We start from the raw sequence: 24,443 nt of genomic DNA, 5'->3' as shown, positions 1-24,443 counted from the left end.
CTTGGTGTTACAATTTTTTCACTTGAAATATATGTCGGACGATGTTTAAATTAAAATCGTGAGTATAAAATTTGCTAATGATGAAACGTTTTCATATTTAGTAAATTTGATTAGATAAAATCGAGCGGTTTGTGGAAACATCCACACAACTACCAAGAGAAAAAGGGGCGAAAGACTAGATGTCAAAAATCATCGCGATTAACGCAGGAAGCTCTTCCTTAAAATTCCAATTATTTGAAATGCCAAGTGAAACAGTATTAACAAAAGGTTTAGTAGAACGTATCGGTTTAGAAGATAGTATCTTCACTATTACTGTAGATGGCGAAAAACAAAAAGAAATTACAAACATCCCAGATCACGCAGTAGCAGTTAATATGCTTCTTAAAAAATTAACTGAAAACGGAATCGTTAAATCTCTAGATGAGATTGGCGGTATCGGTCACCGTGTTGTTCACGGCGGCGAAAAATTTGCTGACTCTGTTTTAATTACTGATGAAGTATTAGCTGATATCGAAGAATTAAGCGATTTAGCACCACTTCATAACCCAGCAAACGTTGTTGGTATTAAAGCATTCCGAGAAGTATTACCAAACGTACCAGCAGTAGCAGTATTCGATACAGCATTCCACCAAACAATGCCGGAATCTGCATTCCTATACAGCTTACCATATGAGTACTATGAAAAATTCGGCATCCGTAAATACGGTTTCCACGGAACTTCTCATAAATATGTAACTGAGCGTGCGGCTGAATTATTAGGTCGTCCAATTGAAAGCTTAAGCTTACTTTCTTGTCACTTAGGTAACGGTGCAAGTATCGCAGCAGTAGAAGGCGGTAAATCTATCGATACTTCTATGGGCTTCACTCCACTTGCTGGTGTAACAATGGGTACACGTTCTGGTAACCTTGACCCTGCGTTAATTCCATACATCATGGAAAAAACAGGCCAAACAGTAGAAGAAGTAGTTAACGTATTAAACAAGAAGAGTGGTATGTTAGGTCTTACTGGTTACTCTAGTGACCTACGTGACATCATTGCGAAAGAAGAAGAAGGCGACCACCGTGCGAAAGTAGCACTTGATGTATTCGTAAGCCGTATCCACAAATACATCGGTTCTTACACAGCTCGTATGAAAGGTGTAGACGCAATCATCTTTACAGCTGGTGTAGGTGAAAACAGTGCGATTATTCGTGAGCGCGTATTAGAAGGCCTTGAGTACATGGGCGTATACTTCGATGTAAAACGTAATAACGTATTCGGTGAAGAAGCATTCATCAGCTTCCCACACTCTCCAGTAAAAATTATCGTAATTCCAACTGACGAAGAAGTTATGATTGCTCGTGACGTACTACGTCTTGGAGATATTGGTTAATATATAAAAAGAAAGACGAGATCCTATAGGATTTCGTCTTTTTTCTTTTGGATGTATTTTAAAATTCCATCCGGATATAATATTTTTTCTTTCTGAATGAATGCCTTAATAGGAATCCATTTCGCATACGTTACTGCTTGCTCATCTTGTATATTTAATATTTCCATTTCATATAGTGAGGTGTCTAATAAACGCAAAGAATATAGTTGAATGATTTCATGACCAATGCCCCCATCTAGATGAAAGACATTTTCTAAGCAACCTAAATAATTGGTGATTTCTATCTCCGTATGAAGCTCTTCTTTAAACTCCCGAATAACAGTATGTGCTGATTTTTCACTAAGTTCAATGGAACCGCCAAGAGGACGATAATATGTTTCGCCTTCTGTATAATATTCTTGTACGAGAAGGCGATCTTGATGTACAGCAAGACCGAAAGCTTTTGCACGTGGATACATAATAGAATCACTCCTTATTTGTTTTGTATAAGGAAGATTATAATGTATGGTGTGATAAAAGTATTCTGTATTTAAGTGTGCGGTCTAACTGTAATTCCATCAAATAAGTCTTTCCAAAATGCTTCATTGTATTGGTATACATCCATAATCGGGCATTTCATAACGCAAGTATGTTGTAATCCCCAATCTTCTTGAGTGATAGTTGGTATATCGGCAGGAATTAGTAACAGGACAGAGAATGTATGTGTAATTATTTGAGATGAAATTTGTTCTAGGGAACATGCTTCTTCGTATGTTCCTCCAGTTCGAATAAATAATATGGATTCTGCCGTTTCAATTGTAGTTAGAAAACGATTAGTTCGATGTTCGTAGTTTAACTTAATTTCTGTATAAGAAGGCCAAGTAGTTGGTGTGTTTACATCTGTTTTAAAGTCATGACAGGAGTCAATTTCATAAAGGTTGTCCCTTCATCTTAATTTTGCATCATCATCCCAAAATGAGATGAAGGATAAATTTTCTTAATTTAAAAAGCGGTCAAATCGATTTTGGAATAATAAATTTACTTTCGCTAATGAAGGACTTAGCATAAAATCAATAACGCCAAAAAATGGTGATAATTCTAATTGATATAATGCCCAAGTAGGCCAGCAGTTTTTTCCTAAGCTGAATTCTGCGTTATAATTTTGTTTTAGATTGGATAGATTCATGTGAAGCATCTCATCCTTTTTGCTATTATTTTATGTCACTCATAAAGGGTATATAAAAAGAGATATACAAGCATATTTGTAAAGAATAAGCAGAAATATGTTACAATAGAAAAAAATCGAACGAGGTGGTTGTTACGATGCGATCGAAGCGAGAACAAGCCATTTTAGACAATATAAAAGAATGGGAAGCGCAATTAGTTGAGCAAGAAGCGACCGATTTTCAAAAAGTGTTTGATAAATGGTTACATACTACAGTTGCGAAATTACCTGAGAAAAAGCGAAAAGAATTCTTCACGAAAGCAGATGGATGGCTCTTTCATTTGCATGCATTTATTCAAAGTTCACAAGCACAGTTAGATGCACGTAATCGGATTTTAGGAACATCGAGATTATTTGATGAATCGATTGAACAGCTTGAAGATTTGAAAGCATTATCTATTGATCAGTTAACATACATAGCAGAGCAGCAAACAGCACGTCATCGTCTATATTCGTTTGTGCAAGGCGGGGCGACAGGTGCTGGAGGTTTATTATTATTAACGGCAGATTTTCCGGTTATGATCGCGTTAAATGTGAAGGCAGTCCAACTTATTGCAACATCATTTGGGCATGATGTGAACAAGCCTTATGAAATGATGCTTGCGTTAAAGGTGTTTCATGCGTCATTACTACCAGGAAGACTTCAGCAATACGCATGGTACAATTTATTGCAAGAGCTGGAACAAGAAGATTCGTTCTTTTATGAAGGAGACGAAGCAGTGTTACAAACAGCTTCTACTGAAGTTGTGTTAAAACAAATTTTGAAGACATTTTCGATTTATGCTCTTCGTCGTAAATTATTCCAAGGTATTCCGGTAATTGGAATGGCAATTGGATCTACAGTGAATTATCGTTTAACAAGAAATGTTACTGAATTTGCAAATAGATTTTATCAAGTGCGCCATATAGTCGAGAAAGAAAAAAGAGCGTAAAAAAAGCGAGAGGCCGAAGCCTTTCGCTTTTTTAATTTGTTGCATGTTTTTTGGACATTGGAACAGATACTGGCTGCTTTTCTGCTGTTTTTTCTGTTTTTGGATAATAAATTAAATCCAATGTTTTGGCCTGTACGGCAATCGAAAGAATAGTAAAAGCAATTTCAGTCCAATTTAAATAATATAATGAAAGCGCAAGAACAATCGCGTCAAAGACGAAGAAAATTTGCCCAATTGTAAAACGAGTTCGTTTACTTAATACAATTGTTAAAATATCGTCTCCACCGGTTGCACCGCCAAATCGCAATATAAAACCGAGTCCAATACCAGCTAACGCACCGCCAACTATTGCAGCTATAAATAAATTATTTGATAAATCTACCGTAAATGGAGAATAATTTTCCATTAAGGAATAAAATAATCCGAATGAAATAGAACCTAAGAATGAATAGCCAACCATTTTTCTACCCAAAAATGAAGCACACAGTAAAATAATTGGGATATCCATTAATACAGTTGAAATAGATGGTGAAATATCATAAAAGTTTTGAATGAATAGTGCAATTCCTACAAAGCCACCTTCTGTTAAGTGGTTTTGGAAGTGAATGTGATATAGCGCTGCTGCTAAAATAAATGAACCGATTAAAACCATAAAAATTTCTTTAATAATTTGCCGACTTTGGATGTTCCTCATCGTTATTCCTTCTTTCCGTAGTTAGTAGTCCTTTTTGTGTTGTAAACTAACTACGAGCTCACATGTAGCTTTCAGTTAGTTTACGAAAAAACTAACTACGCTATATGTCGCTGAAGAAATAACGAATAATCCTCTCGTCCATCAATTCTCCCTACCTTCGTTTTAGTTTAAGTCTTAAAACGACTAAACAAAACGTGGAGTAGGATTCGTCATTTAGCAATCCTGCTCTTCTTTGTTTTGTTTAGTTAGTAACAATTAAGTCCTAAACAAAACGCTATGTGTAAGAAGAGTCTTTTTTTTGCCAAATTATCCTTCGGGCAATCATAATTTCCCCACTCTCGTATTTTTTTCGCTAGACTAAAGTATCTGAGCTGAAAAATACGCTACGTGTATGATTCGTCAATACGATGCCACATGCTCCTTCGAGCGATCATGATATCAAAATCCCTTCCTTCAAGATTTATACTATTATATCATACTTTTAAAAAATGTATGCGGATGGAAACCGACAATAAACGGAGGGAATCTACAAAAAATGTTATGTTTAAATATTTTTGTAGCAAAGCCTAAGTTATTTCAGAGGATTGGACAGTTTGTAACGGTTTGTCCAATAAGCAAGAAAAAAAGGGTTTTATTCCGTTGTGTTCTTTTCATCACTTTTATCTTTAAAAAACGCATCCCAACTAATTACACTTAAAAAAGTTAAAGCGATAATAACGAAAGCACGCATAAGCTTTAGACCTCCTTTTGTACATAGTATATGAATCATTCGATTCGAAATGTGTCATTTTTTTACAACTCTTAACTATTATGAGAGTATATTAATATAGATAGATGAAGGGGAGAGTGAAGATATGCTAAAAGACATGTTCAAAAGAAAAGAATTAATATGCGTTTCATGTCAGAAAAAAATTCAATATGAAGAAGAACTTGTTGCTTTTGTAAAGTTGCCGAAAGAAAGAAGTATATTAGTTGGTCCATTTGATGTGTGTTTGGCGAAAACAGCACAAGAGATATATTGTAAATCATGTTACGACAAAAAAGCATGACCCAAAGTAATTGAGGGGCATGCTTTTTTCATTGGTGTGCTTTCCCCTCAGATACATTTTGAGTGAGTCGATACCAAAGCCAAAGGTCATTAATGATGGAAGCAAGATCGGCAATTTCTGAATTTAGTTTACAAGAAACTTCGAAGTCTTCTTCGTTATTTAAATGATGTTGTTTTGTATTAATATAGTGCTCAAGTTCTTTTATACGATCAGGAATTTTCCCGCGAATTTGTTCCCATTTTAGTAAAATAGCATGCTGCATTTTTTCGGGGATATCTTCCCAATCTTCTTGTAAATGCGGAATTTCAATTCCTAGATGATTATCGTATAAGAAATACTTTTCCATAAGTTCACCCCCGTTTTCCTGCTTATATTGTACAGAAAAACAGAAAGAAGTTCGACGAAATTGTTTGAAAAAATTTGAAAATGACTCTTGATACATTTTGTAAAAGGTGTTAAAGTTTGAATTATTATAAAAGAAAATGAATATTTATTCTTTAGGGGGATGCAAAATGGAGAAGAAAAAAGTTGTATTAGCATATTCCGGAGGTCTTGATACTTCCGTTGCAATTAAATGGTTACAAGAGAAGAATTATGATGTTATCGCACTTTGTTTAGATTTAGGGGAAGGAAAAGACTTAGGGTTTGTGAAAGAAAAGGCACTTTCAGTTGGTGCAATTAAATCATATATGGTGGATGTCCAAGAAGAATTTGCGAATGAATATGCATTGATGGCGATGCAAGCACACACATTATACGAAGGGAAATACCCTCTTGTCTCTGCATTATCTCGTCCGCTTATTGCGAAGAAATTAGTAGAAATCGCAGAACAAGAAGGTGCAACTGCAGTTGCACATGGATGTACAGGAAAGGGAAATGACCAAGTTCGTTTTGAAGTTTCTATCCAAGCATTAAATCCTTACTTAGAAGTGATTGCGCCTGTACGTGAATGGAAGTGGTCACGTGAAGAAGAAATTGCATATGCAAAAGAAAACGATGTACCAATTCCGATTCATTTAGATAGCCCGTTTTCAATCGATCAAAACTTATGGGGACGCAGCAACGAATGTGGAATTTTAGAAGATCCATGGGCAGCACCACCAGAAGAGGCATATGAGATGACATTAGCATTAGAAGATACACCGAATAAACCAGAGTTTGTAGAAATCGGATTTGAAGCAGGTGTACCGACGACTTTGAATGGTACTGCATATTCACTTGCAGAATTAATTAAAACGTTAAATGCACTTGCTGGAAAACATGGCGTTGGACGTATCGATCACGTAGAAAATCGTCTTGTCGGTATTAAATCTCGTGAAGTATACGAATGCCCAGCAGCAATGACGTTAATCACTGCACATAAAGAGTTGGAAGATTTAACACACGTAAAAGAAGTAGCACATTTTAAACCAGTGATTGAACAGAAAATAACAGAACTTATTTATAACGGTTTATGGTTCTCTCCTTTAAAACAAGCGCTTCATGCATTTTTACAAGAAACGCAAAAGAATGTAACAGGTACAGTGCGTGTAAAATTATTTAAAGGTCATGCGATTGTAGAAGGACGTAAATCTGAATACTCTTTATACGATGAAAAATTAGCAACATATACTGCTCAAGATGAATTTAATCATGATGCAGCAGTTGGATTTATTTCATTATTTGGTTTACCGACGAAAGTATACAGCCAAGTGAATCAAAAGAAGGTGGAAGCGTGAGCAAACTTTGGGGCGGACGTTTTACGGAAGAAGCGGAAGCGTGGGTTGAAGAGTTTGGAGCATCCATCTCCTTCGATCAACAATTAGTAAATCAAGATATAAAAGGGAGTATTGCACACGTAACGATGCTAGCAAAGCAAGGCATCGTTACGAAAGAAGAGGCAGAGAAAATAAAGATAGGTCTTCAATATTTATTAGAAGAAGCGAAACAAAATAAATTACATTTTTCGATTGAAGCTGAAGATATTCATTTAAATATTGAAAAGATGTTAATTGAAAAAATCGGTGAAGTAGGAGGGAAACTTCATACAGGCCGAAGTCGTAACGATCAAGTGGCGACAGATATGCATTTGTATTTAAAAGAAAAGGTAGAACATATTATAAAAGCTACAAAACAATTGCAAACTGTTCTTGTTCACCAAGCAGAAAATAATATTGAAACCATTATGCCGGGCTATACGCATTTGCAGCGTGCTCAGCCGATTTCATTTGCTCATCATATTCTCGCTTATTTTTGGATGTTAGAGCGTGATGTGAATCGTTATGAAGATTCGTTAAAGCGTATTAACATTTCGCCGTTAGGGGCAGGAGCGCTAGCTGGGACGACATTCCCGATCGACCGAGAATATAGTGCGGAACTTCTTGGGTTTAATGGAATCTATGAAAATAGTTTAGATGCAGTAAGTGATCGTGATTTCATACTGGAGTTTTTAAGTAATTCATCTATGCTCATGATGCACTTATCACGTTTTTGTGAGGAACTTATTTTATGGAGTAGCCAAGAGTTTCAATTTATTGAAATGAGCGATCAATATGCGACAGGTAGCAGCATTATGCCGCAAAAGAAAAATCCGGATATGGCGGAACTAATCCGTGGTAAAACAGGCAGAGTATACGGTAATTTATTCAGTTTACTTACAGTAATGAAAGGATTACCACTCGCTTACAATAAAGACTTACAAGAAGATAAAGAAGGAATGTTTGATACAGTCAAAACAGTAGAAGGATGCCTTCATATTATGGCGGGCATGCTTGAAACGATGACTGTAAACAAAGAAAAAATGGGGCAAGCTGTGACGCAAGATTTCTCCAACGCAACAGAAATTGCCGACTACTTAGCAAACAAAGGACTACCATTCCGTCAAGCTCATGAAATTGTAGGGAAGTTAGTGCTACACTGCACACAAAAAGGAATTTATTTATTAGATGTCCCGCTTGAAACATATAAAGAAATGAGCTCTTTATTTGAAGAAGATTTGTATGAAGTTCTTTCACCATATGAGGCTGTAAAGCGTCGTAATAGTGCTGGTGGGACAGGGTTTGAACAAATCAAAAACGCTTTGGAAAAGGCGAAGGGGTTAACGAAAGAAGTTATTAAGAATTGAGTTGGGAAGTACGCCAGTCTAGTAAAGTCTGGCGTACTTTATTTTTTACTAGCATTTAAGTTACAATGTAGTAAAAAATAACAATTTAGGGGAAGTCTATGAAAAAAATAGTGTTTATCATTGTACTGGTAATTAGTTTAATTGCAAATGCTAAAGTGTTTCTTTTGGACAAATATATGTATGTTGGTGAAAAAGAAAAGCGAGAAGAATCGATTATCGCAACGATGTGGCATTTGCAAGATAAAGGATATAAAGAAAGTGATATTGCATACATAAAACCGGCCTTTTATAGCAAAATGGATTCGTATGGAATGAATGTGCAGTTTAAAGATGAACCAAATGAATCATATACATATAGAGTTTTAAAAGATGCGAAAACAAATAAACTAACTGTACACCAAGATAGCAATGAGCAAGGTGGTATGGGCGGGAAGCATCAAGAGCTTAAATAAAGAAAGAAAACGACTGATGGCATTCGCCTGCAGTCGTTTTTCTTTTAATCATACTTATGTCGATCTTCTGTAATTCGAATATACTCAATATCCATCAAATCACGAAGCAATGCACCATTACTTAGTTCAACGCCATGTTTCTCTTTAAAATGAGTGCGAATCTTATCTAGCATTTCAATTTCTTTTCCGTTTACGTCTAAAATAATGCGTTCAGAATCATCCATATAGCATCCTCCTTTTTTACACATATATATTTTGTCCGTCTATTTCTAAAAAATGTATGTTAACGTAATGTTAGGAAATAAGAAAGGGATGAAAAATGAGACGTATTTATCCCGCATTAACGGGCAGTAAGACCCCCACCTCAAAATTTAGCGAGAGCAAAGAAGTTAGATGGGGATCAACTGCCCGTAAAAGCCCGATTGGTTCAACTAATAATCAGTGGGGGATGAATAAAACCCCCCACTGATTAAAGTTTCACTTTATTTTATAGGGCTAATTTTGTACACTCTAATTGTATTGTATGTTGCATTCCCAAACGTATTTTCATTTGGAAATGTAGAAACAGTACACGTTGCGATATTTATTTTTTCTCTATTTCTAGTAGATTGCTGTATTTCAATATGGCTTTCGAAAAGAAAACATGTACAAGATAAAAAAGAAATGGAACGGAAAAAGAGAAAACGTTCATTTTGGATGATGACGTACTGTTTGTCTTTAGTGCTTACTGCTGCTTTTTTTAGTGAGCATATTCCATTAGAAAGATTAAATATTGGATTTGGAGCGTTCGTATTCACATACTATTTTTTTATGCACTTTCTTCCTTATATGAAAGAAAAGCGAGGAGAAGAGGAAAATCCGCTTGTAGAAGAGGCGAGAGAACAAGAGCATAAGAGAATAGAAGGGGATATAAAGAAACTTGGAGAACAAAAATGGTATTTAAAATCAAAAATCATATATGTTCTTTGCTTCATTACGCCGCCAATTGGCTATTTGTCCGTCTTCTTACTTCGTAAAAAAATGACAGAAGATGCAAAGCAAGCATACTTAACGGTTGCGACGATTATGATGGCATTATGGTCTTTGAAGTTTCTTCCTCCCTATGTATTAGCAATTACTGTTGTTATTGTGGCTTGTCTTGTATTTATAGTGAAATATGTGAAATGAAAAACACCAAGCCCATGTGGACTTGGTGTTTTATCTATAAATTAAAGATCACCTTGCTCCTCATCACCACGAACAACAAGGACATCGCATTTCGCATAGCGAATAATATGTTCAGAGACGCTACCGATTAGGAAGCGTTCAACAGCATTTAAACCAGTCGCACCACACATAATTAAATCTACTTTATGGTTTGGAGCGATTTCTTTTGAAATTTTAGATTTAGGGTTACCAAATTCTAATACAGTTTCAATTTTTTCAAGACCAGCTTCAAGCGCAGTTTTTTTGTAGTCTTCTAATAAGTCTTCTGCAAATAGATTTGCACGTTCAGCAATTGCACGGCTATAAGCCTCTACTGCTGAGTACGCTTTTACATCAACGATATGAGCGATTGTTAATGTTGCATTGTTGCGCTTTGCGACTTGAATTGCTTTTTTAAAGGCTTTTTCTGCTTCTTTAGAACCATCCACCGCGATTAAAATATTTGTATATGTATTATTCATAGTAAATTCCTCCCAATCTGTTTTATAACTGTTTACAACTTAATTATAAAACAAATTTTGGTAACGTGCTTGCCAGAAACGTTACAGAATTTTGAAAACTCTGTTTCAATTCATTTTAGTTGTAATTGGAGCGAGAACTTGTTACATATGAAGTATAGCAATTTAAAAGGAGGCATGTTTGTGAGACACGCGCTCATTACAGCCGGTACGAAAGGTTTAGGAAAGCAAGTAACAGAAAAGTTATTGGCTAAAGGATATTCAGTAACAGTAACGTATCATAGCGATATCACGGCTATGGAAAAGTTGAAAGAAACATATAAAAATATGGAAGAGCGTCTACAATTCGTGCAAGCGGATGTCACGAAAAAGGAAGATTTACATAAAATAGTAGAAGAAGCGATAAGCCGTTTTGGCAAAATTGATTTCTTAATTAATAATGCTGGTCCATATGTATTTGAACGAAAAAAGTTAGTTGATTATGAAGAAGATGAATGGAATGAAATGATTCAGGGAAATTTAACAGCGGTATTTCATTTATTAAAACTTGTCGTTCCGGTCATGAGAAAACAGAGCTTTGGCCGTATTATTAATTACGGATTTCAAGGGGCGGATAGTGCACCGGGATGGATTTATCGTTCAGCTTTTGCAGCGGCCAAAGTAGGACTTGTTTCATTAACGAAAACAGTTGCTTATGAAGAAGCGGAGTATGGTATTACTGCGAACATGGTATGTCCTGGTGATATTATTGGCGATATGAAAGAGGCAACTATTCAAGAAGCACGTCAGCTAAAAGAGCATAACACACCGATTGGTAGATCTGGAACAGGTGAAGATATTGCAAGAACCATTTCGTTTTTATGTGAGGACGATTCCGATATGATTACCGGTACAATTATTGAAGTGACTGGTGCAGTGGATGTTATTCATAGACATCGATAGAATAAAATAAGATGAAGTTTCAAATAATTGGACAGTTTATCCATTGTGCTGAGAGGTGCGGATAATACTGTCTTTTAATATAAAATTAAATCTATCGGAAAACTTGTATTATTTTTTGTCAAATATTGAGATATTATGTTAAAATATAAGAGCGTAGAAAGCGCTTTAAAAAATGATTCAGGGGTCATTTCATAACTCAAGGGGGAACTAATCATGCGTATCGGTATTCCAACAGAAATTAAAAACAATGAAAACCGTGTGGCAATGACGCCAGCGGGAGCAGTACATTTAGTACAAAATGGTCATGAAGTTTTTGTTCAAAAAGGAGCAGGTTTAGGATCTGGTTTTACGGATGAAGAATACGTACAAGCTGGTGCGAAACTTGTAGAAACTGCTGAAGAAGCATGGAATCAAGATATGGTTATGAAGGTAAAAGAGCCAGTAGCAAGTGAATACGGCTATTTCCGTGAAGGTTTAATTTTATTCACATACTTACACTTAGCTCCAGAACCAGAATTAACGAAAGCATTAATCGATAACAAAGTTGCATCAATTGCATACGAAACAGTACAATTAGACAATCGTTCTTTACCATTACTTGCACCTATGAGTGAAGTAGCTGGTCGTATGTCTGCACAAATCGGTGCACAATTCCTTGAGAAAAACAAAGGCGGTAAAGGTATTTTACTTGCAGGCGTTCCAGGGGTAAAACGCGGCAAAGTAACAATCATCGGCGGTGGTCAAGCTGGTACAAATGCAGCTAAGATTGCAGTAGGTTTAGGTGCAGATGTAACAATCATTGACTTAAGTGCAGAACGTCTTCGTCAATTAGATGATATTTTCGGTAACCAAGTAAAAACATTAATGTCTAATCCATACAACATTGCAGAAGCTGTTAAAGAATCTGACCTTGTTATTGGAGCAGTATTAATTCCAGGTGCAAAAGCGCCAAAACTTGTAACTGAAGAAATGATTCAATCAATGGAACCAGGTTCTGTCGTTGTAGATATTGCGATTGACCAAGGTGGTATTTTCGAAACAACTGATCGTATTACAACTCATGACAACCCAACTTACGAAAAACATGGCGTTGTTCATTATGCAGTTGCTAATATGCCAGGTGCGGTTCCACGTACGTCAACTCTTGCATTAACAAACGTAACAGTACCATATGCAGTACAAATTGCGAACAAAGGCTATAAAGATGCTTGCCTAGGCAACTCTGCATTATTAAAAGGTATTAACACATTAGATGGATATGTAACATTCGAAGCAGTTGCAGAAGCTCACGGCTTACAATACGCTGATGCGAAAGAGTTACTTGAAAAAGCTCCTGCTTTATCATAATAGAAATACATTTGAGACCTTCCTTTTCATAAGGAGGGTCTTTTTTATATGGGGAAATAACATGTGAATAATTGTTATTTATTGGTGTAAATCGATTTTTATTATGATAATTTAGAATTATATAATAAAAGAGGGGATTCAATGGGGAGTAAAAAAAGGAAGCAAAAGCAAGCTAAAAGACAAAAGTACATAAAGAAAAAACAGGAACAGAACATACCTTTTTCACAAAAAGTAGTCATTATGATAGAAAAAACATTCCGGTATATTTGTATGGCTCTGTATGTAATTTTGTGTATGTATTCGTTTGGAGTGTTTTACAGTTTTGGGATAACTCCCAATATTATTGAGAGCATTCTAGAATTTATACTTGTTGTAATAGAATTAGCCTTATTCGTTATACTCTTTGCTACAGTATGGCCTAGTCATGAAAGTAAAAAAGATAGAAAAAGAAGCAAAAAATCTTCATACGCTTCAAGCTCATCAAGTGGATTCGGTCACTACAGTAGCAGTGATTGTAGTAGCTCAAGTGATGGTGGAGATTAAGTTAATTTTTCAGAAGAACGACTAACGAAAGGATGGGATGAAATATGGAAACTGTGAACTTAATAGAATTAACAAAAGACATTCAAGATCAACATAAAAACTTCGTCGTTTCAAATATAAACAGTCATTGTTTACGAATCGCTGTATTTACTGGTGAATATGATTGGCACTATCATTCTAATTCGGATGAATTATTTATTGTGCTAGAGGGAGAATTACTTATTGATTTTGAAGATGGAGAAACAGCGGTTTTAAAGCCAAATAATTCTATTTTAATTCCAGCATGTACGATTCATAGAACAAGAGCATTAAAGAGAACGGTAAATCTTTGTTTTGAACATATAGAGGCTGATACGATTAAAGTGGAGCAATTATGAAAAAATTATCTGTAGCCGATTATAGAAAAGTTCTTCCGGTTTTAGAAGGTAATACAAGAACGACGACGTTTGCTTATGCGGTATGTGATCAAATGATAGATGGTGAGGTTTTTATAAACGGGCAATTAACAGCAGGATTAATTATTACAGCTAATGGTATCTATTATTTATTTGGTGATACGGATGATCAAAATTATAACGAAGAGTTATTTTCATATTTAAAAACGGCTATTGAAAAAACAGAGAAGAGATTTACACTGTTCACTTCGAGTGAAGAGTGGGAAATGATGATAGAAGAGCGTTTTAGTAATGTACTTCGGAACATCCCGCGAATGAAATTTCAAAGCGTAACCTTTGAAGAGAGTCAACGAGATTTTAACAAAAATACATATGAAGTGAAGCGTATTGATAGAAGAGATATAGAGCGCAGCAGTGAATTTAAAGAGGAGTACTACAAAGAGTATTGGGGATCAAAAGAAACGTTTTTGAACAGTGGTTTTGGATTTTGTATAGAACAAGATGGGATAATTGTAGCTGAATGTGTCTCAATATTTAACGGGAATGGTTTTGCTGAAATAGATATTGCAACACATGAAGCGCATCAAGGGAAAGGATTAGCTCAAGCTGTTGCGACAAGGTTCATTGAACATTGCATGCAAAATGACATTATACCGAGCTGGGATTGTTATGTAGACAATATTCCTTCGCGAAAATTAGCTAGTAAATTAAGTTTTTATCATCCAATAGAATATAGTTTGTTTGTACGTAAGAAAACGGGGGAATAAAAATGAATGTAGAATTAACAAGATTTAAAGTTAAGCCTGGTAAGAGTCATCGAGTAGATGAATGGATGCAGCTTCTTAATGACAATTTGAAAGAAGTGCTTTTGACATTAAACGACGAAAAAATGTACGTTGAGACAATTTTCCGGGAAATAAGAGATGGAGAAGAGTACTTATATTGGTATTCTGTGCAAGGAGAAGGTGGTATTTTTGTCGAAAATTCGCATCATGAAATTGATAAAAAGCACTTAGCATTTTGGTATGAATGTATCGATGAAGAAGCACCGTCTATTGATATGAAAACAGAAGTTGTTATGATTCAAGATGTTGTGAAGGAAGCGATGAAATAATAGATTGTTATTTTATAACCGTAAAATGATCTTCTTTTTTGTTGGAATATATATTATTGGAGATGCTGTAGGATGAAAATTAGTAATAAATATATCACTCTCGGTGAAATAGAAATAATAAGAGAACCTTTAAATAAATTACATGAATATCATAATAATAAATCAAAACATTTTTCTGGTGATTATCCAAGAATGACATTTGAGGAACGTATTGAAAATTATAAACAGAATTCAAATTACGGAGAATATAGAATTGAATTATTAGTTGAGGCGGAAACAGATGATATATTAGGGTTTTGTATAGCGTATAGTAAAAGTGTAAGCGGAAAGATTGAAGTTTTATTCGTTGATGAAAAATACCGAAGAAACGGATTTGGCTTAAAATTAATGAATAGTGCAGTGGAATGGTTTAAAGCGAAGAAGATAGATGAAATTGAATTAACAGTAGTGTATGGAAATGAAGCTGTATCGTTTTATGAAAAGTTGGAGTTCTATCCTCGTTCAATTATTATGGCAACTAAGTCATAACGATAGTATGGGGAGAGAGGAGTGGGAGTTTTTGCTTCAAAAAAATGATTCATATTTTACTAAAATATATGTGAAAAGCGCATCAAAATGGATGTGCTTTTTATTATGAAAAAATTTATAAAAGCTGCATTTGAATATCTTTAAGTGAAAATAAAGAGGGATATCGAGAATATTTTAGGATAAACTATAAAGTGAAACTTTAATCAGTGGAGTGGTTCATCCCCCACTGATTATCAGCCCTCACCAATCGGGCTTTTACGGGCAGTCCGCCCCCCACCTAATTTCTTTGCTTCCGCTGAATTTTGATGTGAGGTCTTACTGCCCGTTAATGCGGGATAAAGAAATAAAAAACACCAAACCAAAAGACTTACCAATATACGGTATAGTCGTAACAGGAAAAACAGAGGATTTACAAAGTTTACAAGGGTCACCGTATATTAAGGCTGCTGTAAGAGGTGTAACAGTTGAGAAATATTGATTACAAGTAATTAATGTGAATAATCAGAAAATTTATGTTATAATATGGGAAAAGGAGGTTTATATGAGGCAAATACATGGAGCAATTTATATTTACATAACAATGTTTTTCGTGGCGATATCCTATGGATTGGGGCACGTGTATTCGCATCCTATACTAACTTTTTTAAGTGGAGCATGTATGGCGTTTGCGCTTCTTGTCCACCTTTTCTCAGTTTGGATCGTGAAATTTCAATTAAATATTAGTGAAATAGAAGAAGGCACTTTTTGAGTGGCCTTCTTTTTTAATAATATTTTGGAAGCTCTTGTAGCAATTTTTCAATTTCGTATTCAGTTTCTTTACATATAGACATTGTACGTAATCTGAAAAATAAGCTACGTAAGAAAGATTTTGTATTTCCATATAGAAACTCGTACGATTCAATAGGTAGTACTTGTTTTTGGACCGGTAATTGAGCTGCTAAGTCACGAAGGGCTAATATGAGTATTTCTTCTTTTAGGCCATTTTGCAGCATTGCGACAATCGGATAAACGAGACGCTCGTCTTCTTCATATTTGTAGTAGATAGAATGGACAAAAACTTTGTTTAACAAAGTTTTTAATATCTCTTCGTAATGTAAAGTTTCTAGTTTAGGATTATGAACAAGCGCCTCAAATGTATCGGAAGCATGAGCGATACTATGTGCCCAGCCGTGGTCTGGAACATATCCGCGGAAATCATGTTCATTGTTCATATATAGAATTAATTGATCTTTTACATTTGAAATATCAGTTTGTGATAAGAAATTATGATTTGTATCTGCATCTATAATGAGCGCAATTAATAAGGTGGTAAATGCGCGAGTAAATACAGCATCTTCGTCATCTGAATGAATTTTATACAATAAATATTTTTCACCGATGCTTTCTAATAATAGTTTCTGTAATTGTGTGTGTGAAAGGTAGTCCTTCTTGATGAGATGATAAAAAGTAGAGTAGATGAGTTTGTCCCTTAAATAGCTATCAGTATCGCCAATATGTTCAAGCATATTAGAACTTAAAGAATCAATGTTAAGTGTGTTATCCAGTATGTAATTATTATTACGAATTTCTTCTAATTGTTGTTGTAACATATAAACCCTCCTATTTTAGAAAATTCTGTATTTAAATAGTATAATAAAAGGAAGGAATAGGCAATGAAGTGAAACTTTAATCAGTGGGGGATTCCCCACCTAACTTCTTTGCTTTCACCGAATTTTGATGTGGGGATCTTACTGTCCGTTAATACGGGATAAATAAGTGTTTTTGAATGGAGGGGGCATTATGAAGAGAGCATTATTCTTTTTCATTAGTATTTTCTTTTTAGGGAGTTGTTCGATTTGGTATGTTACTTTTTCTAGCGAGGGCAAAAGTTGGACGGGACAATATAAGGGCCATATTAAGGACGACAGTGAAGATGGAGTGTTTACGTTTCAGTACAAAGGCGGAGATGGGAATACAGAATTTAAAAATTTAGAGATTGCTATTAATGGAGCCTTTAGCACAATGACACAAACGTCAGAAAATCATAAAGGAGCAAAGATTGAAATGAAATCATCTTGTGTAAGTTGTGCGCCTTTATCTAAAGATGAACCGATAGAGGTTTTGATTAAATGGGATGATAAGTATGAGGAGAAGATGGTGTTAAATTTGAAATAGCCTAGAGTAAGGAGTTAAAAATGAATAGGCATATGAAAAAATTAATGTTTATAAGTGTATTTCTAATCATATTATCAGCTTGCACTACAAAACAAGTAGAGGTAAAAAAAGTACCTAAAGAAGGGTATATCATATTAAGAAATGACACGGTGTTTTTTGCCGATGATAAAACGTTTGAAACAAAAGTAGAGTTGCAACATTATATAGAACAACAAATGAATAAAGAGCATCCATCACATATAGTCTTGAGCTTTAAGGACAAAGACGCATATAAACAGTTAAAAACAGGGGATAAAATAAAAGTATGGTTTTCTCAAATACTTGAAAGTTATCCAGCAAAAATGATTGTAGAGAAATTTGAAATAGTAGAGAAATAGAAAAAGGCAGCAACCAAGCTGCCTTTTTTGTTATTTTACAAATTGTAATTCTTTCGGGAACTTCGTTAAAATTTCTGATCCGTCTTTTGTGATGTAAATATCATCTTCAATACGAACGCCACCTACGTTTGGTACGTAAATACCTGGCTCGATTGTGAAGACCATACCTTCTTTTAATGGAGACTCGTTGCCAGCTTTTACATCTGGATATTCGTGTACGCTAATTCCAAGTCCGTGACCAAGGCGGTGCGGGAAGAAGTCACCGTAACCTGCATCTGCGATAACAGAACGAGCAGCGTTGTCGATTGCGCCAAGTGTAACACCTGGTTTACATGCTTCAACTGCTTGTAGTTGTCCAGCAAGTACAGTGTTGTAAATGCGAGTTTGTTCTTCAGAAATCTCGCCGAATGCTACTGTACGTGTAATATCAGAGCAATAACCTTCAATGATTACACCTAAATCAAATAGTACGAAATCACCGCGCTTCATTTTGTTTGCACCAGGAATACCGTGTGGAAGAGCAGAGTTTGCACCCGCTAATACCATCGTATCAAATGACATTTTATGTATGCCTTTTGTTTTTAATTCGTGTTCAATAATTGCTAATACTTCTAGCTCGCTACGGTTTTCTTTAATTGCATTTACACCAACTTCAACAGCGTAGTCCGCCATTTTAGCTGCTTCGCGTAAAATAGAAAGTTCTTTTTCATCTTTAATTAAACGAAGTTCGCGAACTTTTTCCTCAGCTGATTTGAAAGCTGCATTTGGGAATAATTTCGTTAATTCTTCGTAGCGCTCTACGTTTAAATGTTCTTTTTCAATTGCAACTGCATTTGCATTGATGCCGCGGTCTTTAATTGCTTTTGCAATCATATCCCATGGTCTGTCAGTATCAGTAAATCCGATAATTTCATGTGCCCAGCCAGCGTTACGTGCTTGACCTTCTTCCATTTTAGGACAAATTAAAATAGGTTCTTTTTCTTGGAATACAAACATACCAAGTAATCTTTCATGCGGTTCACAGTAGAAGTTCGTCATGTAGAAGACGTTCGGTGTAGAAGTTAAGAACGCAGCTTCTACGTTTTTTTCTTTTAGCCATTGCATTAAATTTTCTAATCTAGCATTCATCGATTGGCACCCCCGAGATATTTAATTACAAATATAACTTTAACTCGGAAGAAAGCGTTATGACAAGTAAATAGATGTTAGAAAAGACAGGGAATAGAGAAATCATGTAGAATAAAAAGTGAGAATGTGAATAGGGGAGGAATGTAATAATGAAAGTATCTTATCATGGACATTCAGTTGTGAAAATTGAGGCGAATGGAAAAGTTATTTTAATTGACCCGTTTTTAACAGGTAATCCGAAAACAGATTTAAAAGCTGAAGATGTAAAAGTGGATGCAATCCTTTTATCGCATGGACACGGTGATCATGTTGGAGATACAGTAGAACTTGCGAAGAAAAATAATGCAGTTGTTGTAGCGCCATTTGAACTAGCAACATTTTTAAGTTGGCAAGGTGTAAATACACATCCGATGCATATTGGTGGTTCACATGAATTTGACTTTGGAAAAGTGAAGTTTACACAAGCATTCCACGGCTCTAGTTATATTGATGAAGCAAATAAGACGATTACATATACAGGTATGCCAGCAGGTATTTTATTTACAGCAGAAGAGAAAACAGTGTACCACGCAGGAGATACTGCACTATTCTCTGATATGAAGTTAATTGGGGAATTAAATAAAGTTGATCTAGCATTTTTACCAATTGGTGATAATTTCACAATGGGACCAGAAGATGCTGTACTAGCGGCAAAATGGATTAATTCGAAAACTGTTGTACCGATGCATTACAATACGTTCCCAGTTATTGAACAAGATCCATATCAATTTGTAGAAAAGCTACAAAATTGTACAGGGAAAGTATTAGAAGCTGGAGAAAGTATTACACTATAGAAAAGAAACCCTTCATTTGAAAAGAAAAGTGAAGGGTTTTTTACGTGTGTAGGACAGCTTTTAATGCTTGTATTTGTTTTGGTGATTCTTTTCTTTTTGTACGTGGTTGTTCAGGTGTTTCATTCAATTCCATTGCAACTTTTTTCCCATCTACGAAAGCTAAAAATATAGCACCTACAACCTCTAAAAATTTTTTCATCATGTGTACGCTCCTTTGTTTTATTTCTTGTCTTCATTGTATAGGGAATCAAGTGGGCGAACTATCGAATGAGATGACAATAGCATTACATTGTTGTAATAGAATGACTGGTGGAATGTAAGGGTCATTTTGTTATAAAAAAAATAGTACAGGTATGCAAAGAGAGAGTGTAACAGTTTTGAAAATATAGTATACTGAAAGTACAACACATGAAGAATTTAGGGAAAAGAAAGTATGGTGAAACCATTTGGCTACCAAGCATAACCAAATTTTAGAACATATTAATAGCCTGCCAGTAGGCCATAAAATTTCTGTAAGACAAATTGCGAAAGATTTGAGTGTAAGTGAAGGGACAGCTTACCGTGCAATTAAAGATGCAGAAAATAAAGGATATGTTAGTACAATTGAACGTGTCGGAACAATTCGAATTGAACAAAAGAAGAAAGAAAATATCGAAAAACTGACATATGCAGAAGTCGTTAACATTGTCGACGGTCAAGTACTTGGAGGCAGAGAAGGACTACATAAAACATTAAATAAATTTGTAATCGGAGCTATGAAATTAGAAGCGATGATGCGCTATACAGAAGCTGGGAATTTACTCATTATTGGTAACCGTACGAATGCACATCAATTAGCGCTAGAAACTGGAGCCGCTGTATTAATTACGGGTGGATTTGATACGGAAGATCATGTGAAGAAATTAGCAGACGAATTAAAGCTGCCGATTATTTCAAGTAGCTACGATACATTTACGGTCGCAACGTTAATTAACCGTGCAATTTATGATCAACTGATTAAGAAAGAAATTGTACTTGTTGAGGATATTTTAACACCAATTGAAGAAACGTTATATTTAAAGCCACATGATACAGTACAGCAATGGCATGCATATAACGAAGAGACAATGCACGGAAGATATCCAATTGTCGATGAAAATAAAAAAGTGCTAGGAATCGTAACTTCAAAAGACATGATCGGTGTAGCGAAAGAAACACCAATTGATAAAGTAATGACAAAACACCCAATTACAGTGAATGGTAAAATGTCTGTCGCAGCTGCGGCACGTATGATGGTGTGGGAAGGAATTGAATTACTTCCTGTCGTTGAGGAAGGAAATAAACTGCAAGGTATCATTAGCCGTCAAGATGTACTTCAGGCACTGCAAATGATTCAACGTCAGCCACAAGTTGGAGAAACAATTGATGATATCGTAACGAATCAATTTATGACGCCAAAAGAAGCGAAAAATGAGCATCTATATCAATTTTCGGTGACGCCGCAAATGACGAATTCAATCGGAACGTTATCGTACGGTGTATTTGCAACAATTGTGACAGAAGCGACAAATCGCGTCATTCGTGCGCAAAAGAAAAGCGATTTAATTGTTGAAAACTTAACAATTTATTTCGTGAAGCCGGTTCAAATTGATAATGTTGTATCCGTTCATCCGAAAGTATTAGAAATCGGGCGTAAATTTGGTAAGGTCGATGTAGAGGTGCATCATGAAGGTAATGTCGTTGGAAAAGCATTACTTATGGTTCAGTTAATTGATAAATAAAAAGATGGAACAAATCGTTTTGATTTGTTCCATTTTTTTTGTTGTTTTAAATTTGAAAGGCATGATTTTAGATGAGAGTTTTAGTGAAATATGTATGGGATGGAGTGGAAAAGTAACACGATAAAAGACAGAATAGTAATTTAATTTTGGTATATATTGTGTTATGATTATATTGTAAGAAAATGGATTTCTGGAAGGTGGTATACATTATGTCGTCAGCCGTACTCTTTTTTGGTAGTATCGCACTATTTTACTTTCTTGTAATGATACCGATCCAATATTTATATTTACAAGGTTTACATGAAAAAAAGGAAAAGACAGGATTATCTCAGCGAGAGCTATATGAAAAAATGTCTTTTGGAGAAGAACAATTACATTTTCACGTACAAGGTAACCCATTTAATATACCATCTGCGTTTGTTGCATATATGATTTTGAAAGTTAAGGGTCGTAAAAAAGCATCACAATATTGATGCTTTTTTTATGTTGCTTCATAGACTTCGGCTTCTTTAACTGCTAATGGTAAGAAGTGTTTGTATTGGCGAAACCCATTAAATACACTTGCACTACCAAATAGAACGAATAAAATACCAACGATAATACGAGCGGTTGAAAGTTCTAAAAAGAATTGGTTTACCCCGAAAAATAAAACGAATGAACCGAGTGCCATTGCGGATTTTCCTGAGAGCCAACCTTTTTCCATTGGGCGGTTTGTACGAAAGTATTTTGTTTTGTAAAAGAGGTACAACATAAATGAGACGATAATACAGAAGACTAATACTGGCATAATGAACACTCCCATCGCTTTGTGAAAAATAATAGAAAAGAAATATCTAAACTTTCTAACTTCTATTATAAAGCAATTGTTCGCATGTATGAAATACTTTCCGTTATAATGGAGGATAAAGCGAAGAAGTTGATTAAAAAGGAGATTATACATATGCATGAGCAAATTTTAGGAGCAATTAAAGAGTTTGATACAATTATTATTCATCGCCACGTGCGTCCGGACCCAGATGCATTAGGTTCACAGGGTGGCCTTGGTACAATTCTACAAGAATCGTTTCCAGAGAAAAATATTTATACGGTTGGGTACAATGAACCGTCGTTAGCGTACTTAAGAGTAATGGATGATATTGAAGATAGTGTATACGAAAATGCGCTTGTTATCGTTTGTGATACTGCGAATCAAGAACGTGTTGACGATCAACGCTATACAAAAGGGAAGATGTTAATTAAAATTGATCATCATCCAAATGAAGATCCATATGGAGATATTACGTGGGTAGATACGGCAGCGAGTTCTACAAGTGAAATGATTTATGAGTTTTACACGTATGGAAAAGATAAAGGATTAAAAATAACAAAAGAAGCAGCTCGCCTTATTTTAGCTGGAATTGTTGGGGACACAGGTCGTTTCTTATTCCCGAATACAACAGCAAAAACACTTCGTTACGTAAGTGAGCTTGTTGATATGGGTGTGAAATTCACAGATTTATACAATGAAATGTATAAGACAAAAGAAAAAATTGCTCGTTTAAACGGTTATATTTTACAAAACTTTACGATGGTAGAAGAAGGAGCAGCTTACATTAAATTAACGAAAGAAGTATTAGAAGAGTTTGATGTACTTTCTTCTGAAGCATCTGGTGTTGTTGGAGCACTTGGCAATATTGATGGATTAAAGGCGTGGGTTCTATTTTTAGAGGAAGACGACGTAATTCGTGTTCGTCTTCGTTCAAAAGGACCAGTTATAAACAAATTAGCAATGCAATATAACGGCGGAGGACACCCGATGGCTTCTGGTGCGAAGGCATCTTCTTGGGAAGAAGCGGATCGTCTTTTTGCTGATTTACGTGAGATTTGTAAATAAGAGAGTATATGTTAGAACGAAAAGAAGGAGCGGCGCTAAAGCCCTCCTTCTTTATTTTTCTTTCTCTATAGTAATGCTAATTTCAAGCACTGTATCAAAAGATATTGTATCGACTTTAAAACGGTATAGCCGATCGTAATGTTTGTACGTCTTGTTTTCGATTACCTTTTTGAGTAGGTCTTTATTTTTTGCGATACTTTGAATGTTTTTCGTTAAAAGATGCTGGAGATCATTATGGATAGATGTAGTCATATTTTCGAGTGTAAGATTGTCTAAATCGTATTTTTCTCGATTGATAAGTTTTATTTTAATCTCTTGAATGGTTAAGAGCCGTTTATTTTCAGTGTTCAATTTTTCTTGATCTTCGAGAAGGACGTGGAGTTTTGCTTCTTGTTTTTCTATAATTTCTCTTTGTTCTGCTATTTTACTAGCTTGTTCTTCTTGAAAAACACCGTATATGTACAAAAAAATAAACCAGCTCAACACGCCTCCAACAGCAGCACCAGCTAATACTAAGTACCATCTTTTTGCTGTATTGGCACTTGGTACTCTCATACATGTTCCTGCGTTAGCCATTTAATAATAATGAGACCTGTTTGCATACCACCAGTTGCGAAAAAAATAAGGAGAATTTGTTTTACGATATCTTTCATATCTCCGCCAAAGAAACTTCTTTCAAAGCTATAAAAGGTATCGAATGTTCCGCCGATTGCTGCAACGAGTGCCCAAATTCTTAAATTTTGGGCGAATTGATTAATGTAAGTTAGAGCTGGTTTTCCGATAAGAAACGCACCAAATCCACCAATTAATGAACCGCCAAGTATAACCCCAAAGGCAATAAAATAACTAATAATAAGCAGAGAGAAAAAAGTATGTTCTCTTACATCCATCGTCATTCCCCTTTCTTCTTCATATATATGGACAAAGTATAAGAAGTATGTTTTGATTTCCGCTTTCCTCATCACCTATAATAAAAGT

32 protein-coding genes and 2 pseudogenes are annotated in these 24,443 nt (G+C 35.3%); 22 read left to right on the top strand and 12 right to left on the bottom strand.

Translation table 11 applies throughout. The annotated features are described in order from the left end of the window. Positions 1–179 precede the first annotated feature (179 nt). Positions 180–1,373, top strand: a complete 1,194-nt coding sequence (gene ackA, locus AC0ONG_RS21840) for an acetate kinase (protein WP_000034583.1) — start codon at positions 180–182, stop codon at positions 1,371–1,373. A gap of 23 nt (positions 1,374–1,396) precedes the next feature. Here ackA and AC0ONG_RS21835 read toward each other — a convergent pair whose 3' ends face one another. Further along, positions 1,397–1,831, bottom strand: coding sequence for an NUDIX hydrolase (locus AC0ONG_RS21835; protein ID WP_000283509.1), 435 nt, complete (start codon positions 1,829–1,831; stop codon positions 1,397–1,399). A 71-nt stretch (positions 1,832–1,902) separates the two neighbouring features. After that, a pseudogene (locus tag AC0ONG_RS21830) lies at positions 1,903–2,538 on the bottom strand (DUF1796 family putative cysteine peptidase). Positions 2,539–2,675: 137 nt separating this feature from the next. On the opposite strand from AC0ONG_RS21830, the gene AC0ONG_RS21825 reads away from it, so the two are divergent. Continuing rightward, positions 2,676–3,509, top strand: coding sequence for an EcsC family protein (locus AC0ONG_RS21825; protein ID WP_001256853.1), 834 nt, complete (start codon positions 2,676–2,678; stop codon positions 3,507–3,509). A 31-nt stretch (positions 3,510–3,540) separates the two neighbouring features. On the opposite strand, the gene AC0ONG_RS21820 is transcribed toward AC0ONG_RS21825, so the two are convergent. Continuing rightward, entirely contained in the window at positions 3,541–4,203 is a 663-nt protein-coding gene (locus tag AC0ONG_RS21820; protein WP_001244514.1) for a YitT family protein, read from the bottom strand. Between the two features lie 854 nt (positions 4,204–5,057). Between AC0ONG_RS21820 and AC0ONG_RS21815 the strand changes: the two genes are divergently transcribed. Then, entirely contained in the window at positions 5,058–5,252 is a 195-nt protein-coding gene (locus AC0ONG_RS21815; RefSeq protein ID WP_000910278.1) for a hypothetical protein, read from the top strand. Positions 5,253–5,280: 28 nt separating this feature from the next. Here AC0ONG_RS21815 and AC0ONG_RS21810 read toward each other — a convergent pair whose 3' ends face one another. Further along, the gene (locus tag AC0ONG_RS21810; protein ID WP_000417222.1) at positions 5,281–5,598 is read right to left on the bottom strand and encodes a hypothetical protein; all 318 of its coding nucleotides are present in this window, start codon (positions 5,596–5,598) and stop codon (positions 5,281–5,283) included. Positions 5,599–5,764: 166 nt separating this feature from the next. Here AC0ONG_RS21810 and AC0ONG_RS21805 point away from each other — a divergent pair, with 166 nt between their 5' ends. The 3 genes from AC0ONG_RS21805 to AC0ONG_RS21795 all read left to right on the top strand — a co-directional run bounded on the left by AC0ONG_RS21805 (position 5,765) and on the right by AC0ONG_RS21795 (position 8,807). Next, positions 5,765–6,970, top strand: coding sequence for an argininosuccinate synthase (locus AC0ONG_RS21805; RefSeq protein ID WP_000412339.1), 1,206 nt, complete (start codon positions 5,765–5,767; stop codon positions 6,968–6,970). Further along, a complete protein-coding gene (gene argH / locus AC0ONG_RS21800; protein WP_136999194.1) occupies positions 6,967–8,355 on the top strand; it encodes an argininosuccinate lyase in 1,389 nt (462 codons plus the stop codon). Before AC0ONG_RS21805 ends, argH begins: the two co-directional genes overlap by 4 nt. Before the next feature lie 98 nt (positions 8,356–8,453). Further along, the gene (locus tag AC0ONG_RS21795; RefSeq protein ID WP_000724678.1) at positions 8,454–8,807 is read left to right on the top strand and encodes a DUF3139 domain-containing protein; all 354 of its coding nucleotides are present in this window, start codon (positions 8,454–8,456) and stop codon (positions 8,805–8,807) included. Between the two features lie 44 nt (positions 8,808–8,851). Here AC0ONG_RS21795 and AC0ONG_RS21790 read toward each other — a convergent pair whose 3' ends face one another. Beyond that, positions 8,852–9,031 (bottom strand): hypothetical protein, encoded by a 180-nt coding sequence (locus AC0ONG_RS21790; RefSeq protein ID WP_000342753.1) that lies wholly within the window; start codon positions 9,029–9,031, stop codon positions 8,852–8,854. Between the two features lie 244 nt (positions 9,032–9,275). Between AC0ONG_RS21790 and AC0ONG_RS21785 the strand changes: the two genes are divergently transcribed. Beyond that, positions 9,276–9,974 (top strand): hypothetical protein, encoded by a 699-nt coding sequence (locus tag AC0ONG_RS21785; protein ID WP_137000261.1) that lies wholly within the window; start codon positions 9,276–9,278, stop codon positions 9,972–9,974. A gap of 41 nt (positions 9,975–10,015) precedes the next feature. Here the strand turns inward: AC0ONG_RS21785 and AC0ONG_RS21780 are convergent, their stop codons facing one another. Next, a complete protein-coding gene (locus AC0ONG_RS21780) occupies positions 10,016–10,474 on the bottom strand; it encodes a universal stress protein (protein WP_001066672.1) in 459 nt (152 codons plus the stop codon). A 147-nt stretch (positions 10,475–10,621) separates the two neighbouring features. Between AC0ONG_RS21780 and AC0ONG_RS21775 the strand changes: the two genes are divergently transcribed. The 9 genes and pseudogenes from AC0ONG_RS21775 (at position 10,622) to AC0ONG_RS21735 (ending at position 16,088) form a co-directional block, all read left to right on the top strand. Next, entirely contained in the window at positions 10,622–11,413 is a 792-nt protein-coding gene (locus AC0ONG_RS21775) for an SDR family oxidoreductase (protein WP_003280286.1), read from the top strand. A gap of 213 nt (positions 11,414–11,626) precedes the next feature. Beyond that, entirely contained in the window at positions 11,627–12,760 is a 1,134-nt protein-coding gene (ald, locus tag AC0ONG_RS21770) for an alanine dehydrogenase (RefSeq protein WP_001219401.1), read from the top strand. A 141-nt stretch (positions 12,761–12,901) separates the two neighbouring features. Then, on the top strand, positions 12,902–13,303 hold the full coding sequence (locus AC0ONG_RS21765) for a hypothetical protein (protein ID WP_017763649.1): 402 nt from the start codon (positions 12,902–12,904) through the stop codon (positions 13,301–13,303). 44 nt (positions 13,304–13,347) lie between these two features. Next, positions 13,348–13,680, top strand: coding sequence for a cupin domain-containing protein (locus AC0ONG_RS21760; RefSeq protein ID WP_000450934.1), 333 nt, complete (start codon positions 13,348–13,350; stop codon positions 13,678–13,680). Then, positions 13,677–14,465 (top strand): GNAT family N-acetyltransferase, encoded by a 789-nt coding sequence (locus AC0ONG_RS21755; protein ID WP_000736717.1) that lies wholly within the window; start codon positions 13,677–13,679, stop codon positions 14,463–14,465. The genes AC0ONG_RS21760 and AC0ONG_RS21755 overlap by 4 nt, the downstream gene beginning before the upstream one ends. A gap of 2 nt (positions 14,466–14,467) precedes the next feature. Further along, on the top strand, positions 14,468–14,812 hold the full coding sequence (locus tag AC0ONG_RS21750; protein WP_001100204.1) for a DUF6176 family protein: 345 nt from the start codon (positions 14,468–14,470) through the stop codon (positions 14,810–14,812). Positions 14,813–14,884: 72 nt separating this feature from the next. Continuing rightward, positions 14,885–15,340 carry a GNAT family N-acetyltransferase gene (locus AC0ONG_RS21745; protein WP_000703677.1) on the top strand — a complete coding sequence of 152 codons (456 nt, stop codon included), beginning with the start codon at positions 14,885–14,887 and terminating at the stop codon, positions 15,338–15,340. 337 nt (positions 15,341–15,677) lie between these two features. Next, positions 15,678–15,818, top strand: a pseudogene (locus tag AC0ONG_RS21740) (anti sigma factor C-terminal domain-containing protein); the annotation flags it as partial. A 63-nt stretch (positions 15,819–15,881) separates the two neighbouring features. Continuing rightward, entirely contained in the window at positions 15,882–16,088 is a 207-nt protein-coding gene (locus AC0ONG_RS21735; RefSeq protein ID WP_001248905.1) for a hypothetical protein, read from the top strand. 13 nt (positions 16,089–16,101) lie between these two features. Here the strand turns inward: AC0ONG_RS21735 and AC0ONG_RS21730 are convergent, their stop codons facing one another. Further along, positions 16,102–16,929: a DUF2785 domain-containing protein gene (locus AC0ONG_RS21730; RefSeq protein ID WP_086397903.1), complete on the bottom strand. Its 828-nt coding sequence runs from the start codon at positions 16,927–16,929 to the stop codon at positions 16,102–16,104. A 190-nt stretch (positions 16,930–17,119) separates the two neighbouring features. Here AC0ONG_RS21730 and AC0ONG_RS21725 point away from each other — a divergent pair, with 190 nt between their 5' ends. Next, positions 17,120–17,494 carry a hypothetical protein gene (locus AC0ONG_RS21725; RefSeq protein ID WP_000816722.1) on the top strand — a complete coding sequence of 125 codons (375 nt, stop codon included), beginning with the start codon at positions 17,120–17,122 and terminating at the stop codon, positions 17,492–17,494. Positions 17,495–17,514: 20 nt separating this feature from the next. Then, the gene (locus AC0ONG_RS21720) at positions 17,515–17,871 is read left to right on the top strand and encodes a DUF3221 domain-containing protein (RefSeq protein WP_001079383.1); all 357 of its coding nucleotides are present in this window, start codon (positions 17,515–17,517) and stop codon (positions 17,869–17,871) included. 30 nt (positions 17,872–17,901) lie between these two features. Here the strand turns inward: AC0ONG_RS21720 and pepQ are convergent, their stop codons facing one another. Next, positions 17,902–18,999 (bottom strand): Xaa-Pro dipeptidase, encoded by a 1,098-nt coding sequence (gene pepQ / locus AC0ONG_RS21715; protein ID WP_000994053.1) that lies wholly within the window; start codon positions 18,997–18,999, stop codon positions 17,902–17,904. A 149-nt stretch (positions 19,000–19,148) separates the two neighbouring features. Between pepQ and AC0ONG_RS21710 the strand changes: the two genes are divergently transcribed. Then, complete coding sequence (locus AC0ONG_RS21710; protein ID WP_000868923.1) at positions 19,149–19,832, top strand: metal-dependent hydrolase; 684 nt, start codon at positions 19,149–19,151, stop codon at positions 19,830–19,832. 40 nt (positions 19,833–19,872) lie between these two features. Here AC0ONG_RS21710 and AC0ONG_RS21705 read toward each other — a convergent pair whose 3' ends face one another. Continuing rightward, positions 19,873–20,034: a hypothetical protein gene (locus AC0ONG_RS21705; RefSeq protein ID WP_000976014.1), complete on the bottom strand. Its 162-nt coding sequence runs from the start codon at positions 20,032–20,034 to the stop codon at positions 19,873–19,875. A gap of 244 nt (positions 20,035–20,278) precedes the next feature. Between AC0ONG_RS21705 and AC0ONG_RS21700 the strand changes: the two genes are divergently transcribed. Then, positions 20,279–21,592, top strand: coding sequence for a CBS domain-containing protein (locus AC0ONG_RS21700; RefSeq protein ID WP_000201579.1), 1,314 nt, complete (start codon positions 20,279–20,281; stop codon positions 21,590–21,592). Between the two features lie 209 nt (positions 21,593–21,801). Further along, complete coding sequence (locus AC0ONG_RS21695; protein ID WP_000093045.1) at positions 21,802–22,065, top strand: DUF3949 domain-containing protein; 264 nt, start codon at positions 21,802–21,804, stop codon at positions 22,063–22,065. Positions 22,066–22,073: 8 nt separating this feature from the next. On the opposite strand, the gene AC0ONG_RS21690 is transcribed toward AC0ONG_RS21695, so the two are convergent. After that, on the bottom strand, positions 22,074–22,379 hold the full coding sequence (locus AC0ONG_RS21690; RefSeq protein ID WP_001144782.1) for a YtpI family protein: 306 nt from the start codon (positions 22,377–22,379) through the stop codon (positions 22,074–22,076). Positions 22,380–22,532: 153 nt separating this feature from the next. On the opposite strand from AC0ONG_RS21690, the gene AC0ONG_RS21685 reads away from it, so the two are divergent. Further along, positions 22,533–23,465 (top strand): DHH family phosphoesterase, encoded by a 933-nt coding sequence (locus AC0ONG_RS21685; protein WP_000545134.1) that lies wholly within the window; start codon positions 22,533–22,535, stop codon positions 23,463–23,465. A 51-nt stretch (positions 23,466–23,516) separates the two neighbouring features. Here the strand turns inward: AC0ONG_RS21685 and ytrI are convergent, their stop codons facing one another. Further along, on the bottom strand, positions 23,517–24,020 hold the full coding sequence (gene ytrI / locus AC0ONG_RS21680; RefSeq protein WP_001265736.1) for a sporulation membrane protein YtrI: 504 nt from the start codon (positions 24,018–24,020) through the stop codon (positions 23,517–23,519). Next, positions 24,017–24,430 carry a YtrH family sporulation protein gene (locus tag AC0ONG_RS21675; RefSeq protein WP_002005839.1) on the bottom strand — a complete coding sequence of 138 codons (414 nt, stop codon included), beginning with the start codon at positions 24,428–24,430 and terminating at the stop codon, positions 24,017–24,019. Before AC0ONG_RS21675 ends, ytrI begins: the two co-directional genes overlap by 4 nt. Positions 24,431–24,443 lie beyond the last annotated feature (13 nt).

This window comes from Bacillus sp. TCT6, from assembly GCF_056033845.1.
The sequence above is the reverse complement of the archived record's forward strand: the minus strand, read 5'-3'. Positions and strand labels throughout refer to the sequence as shown.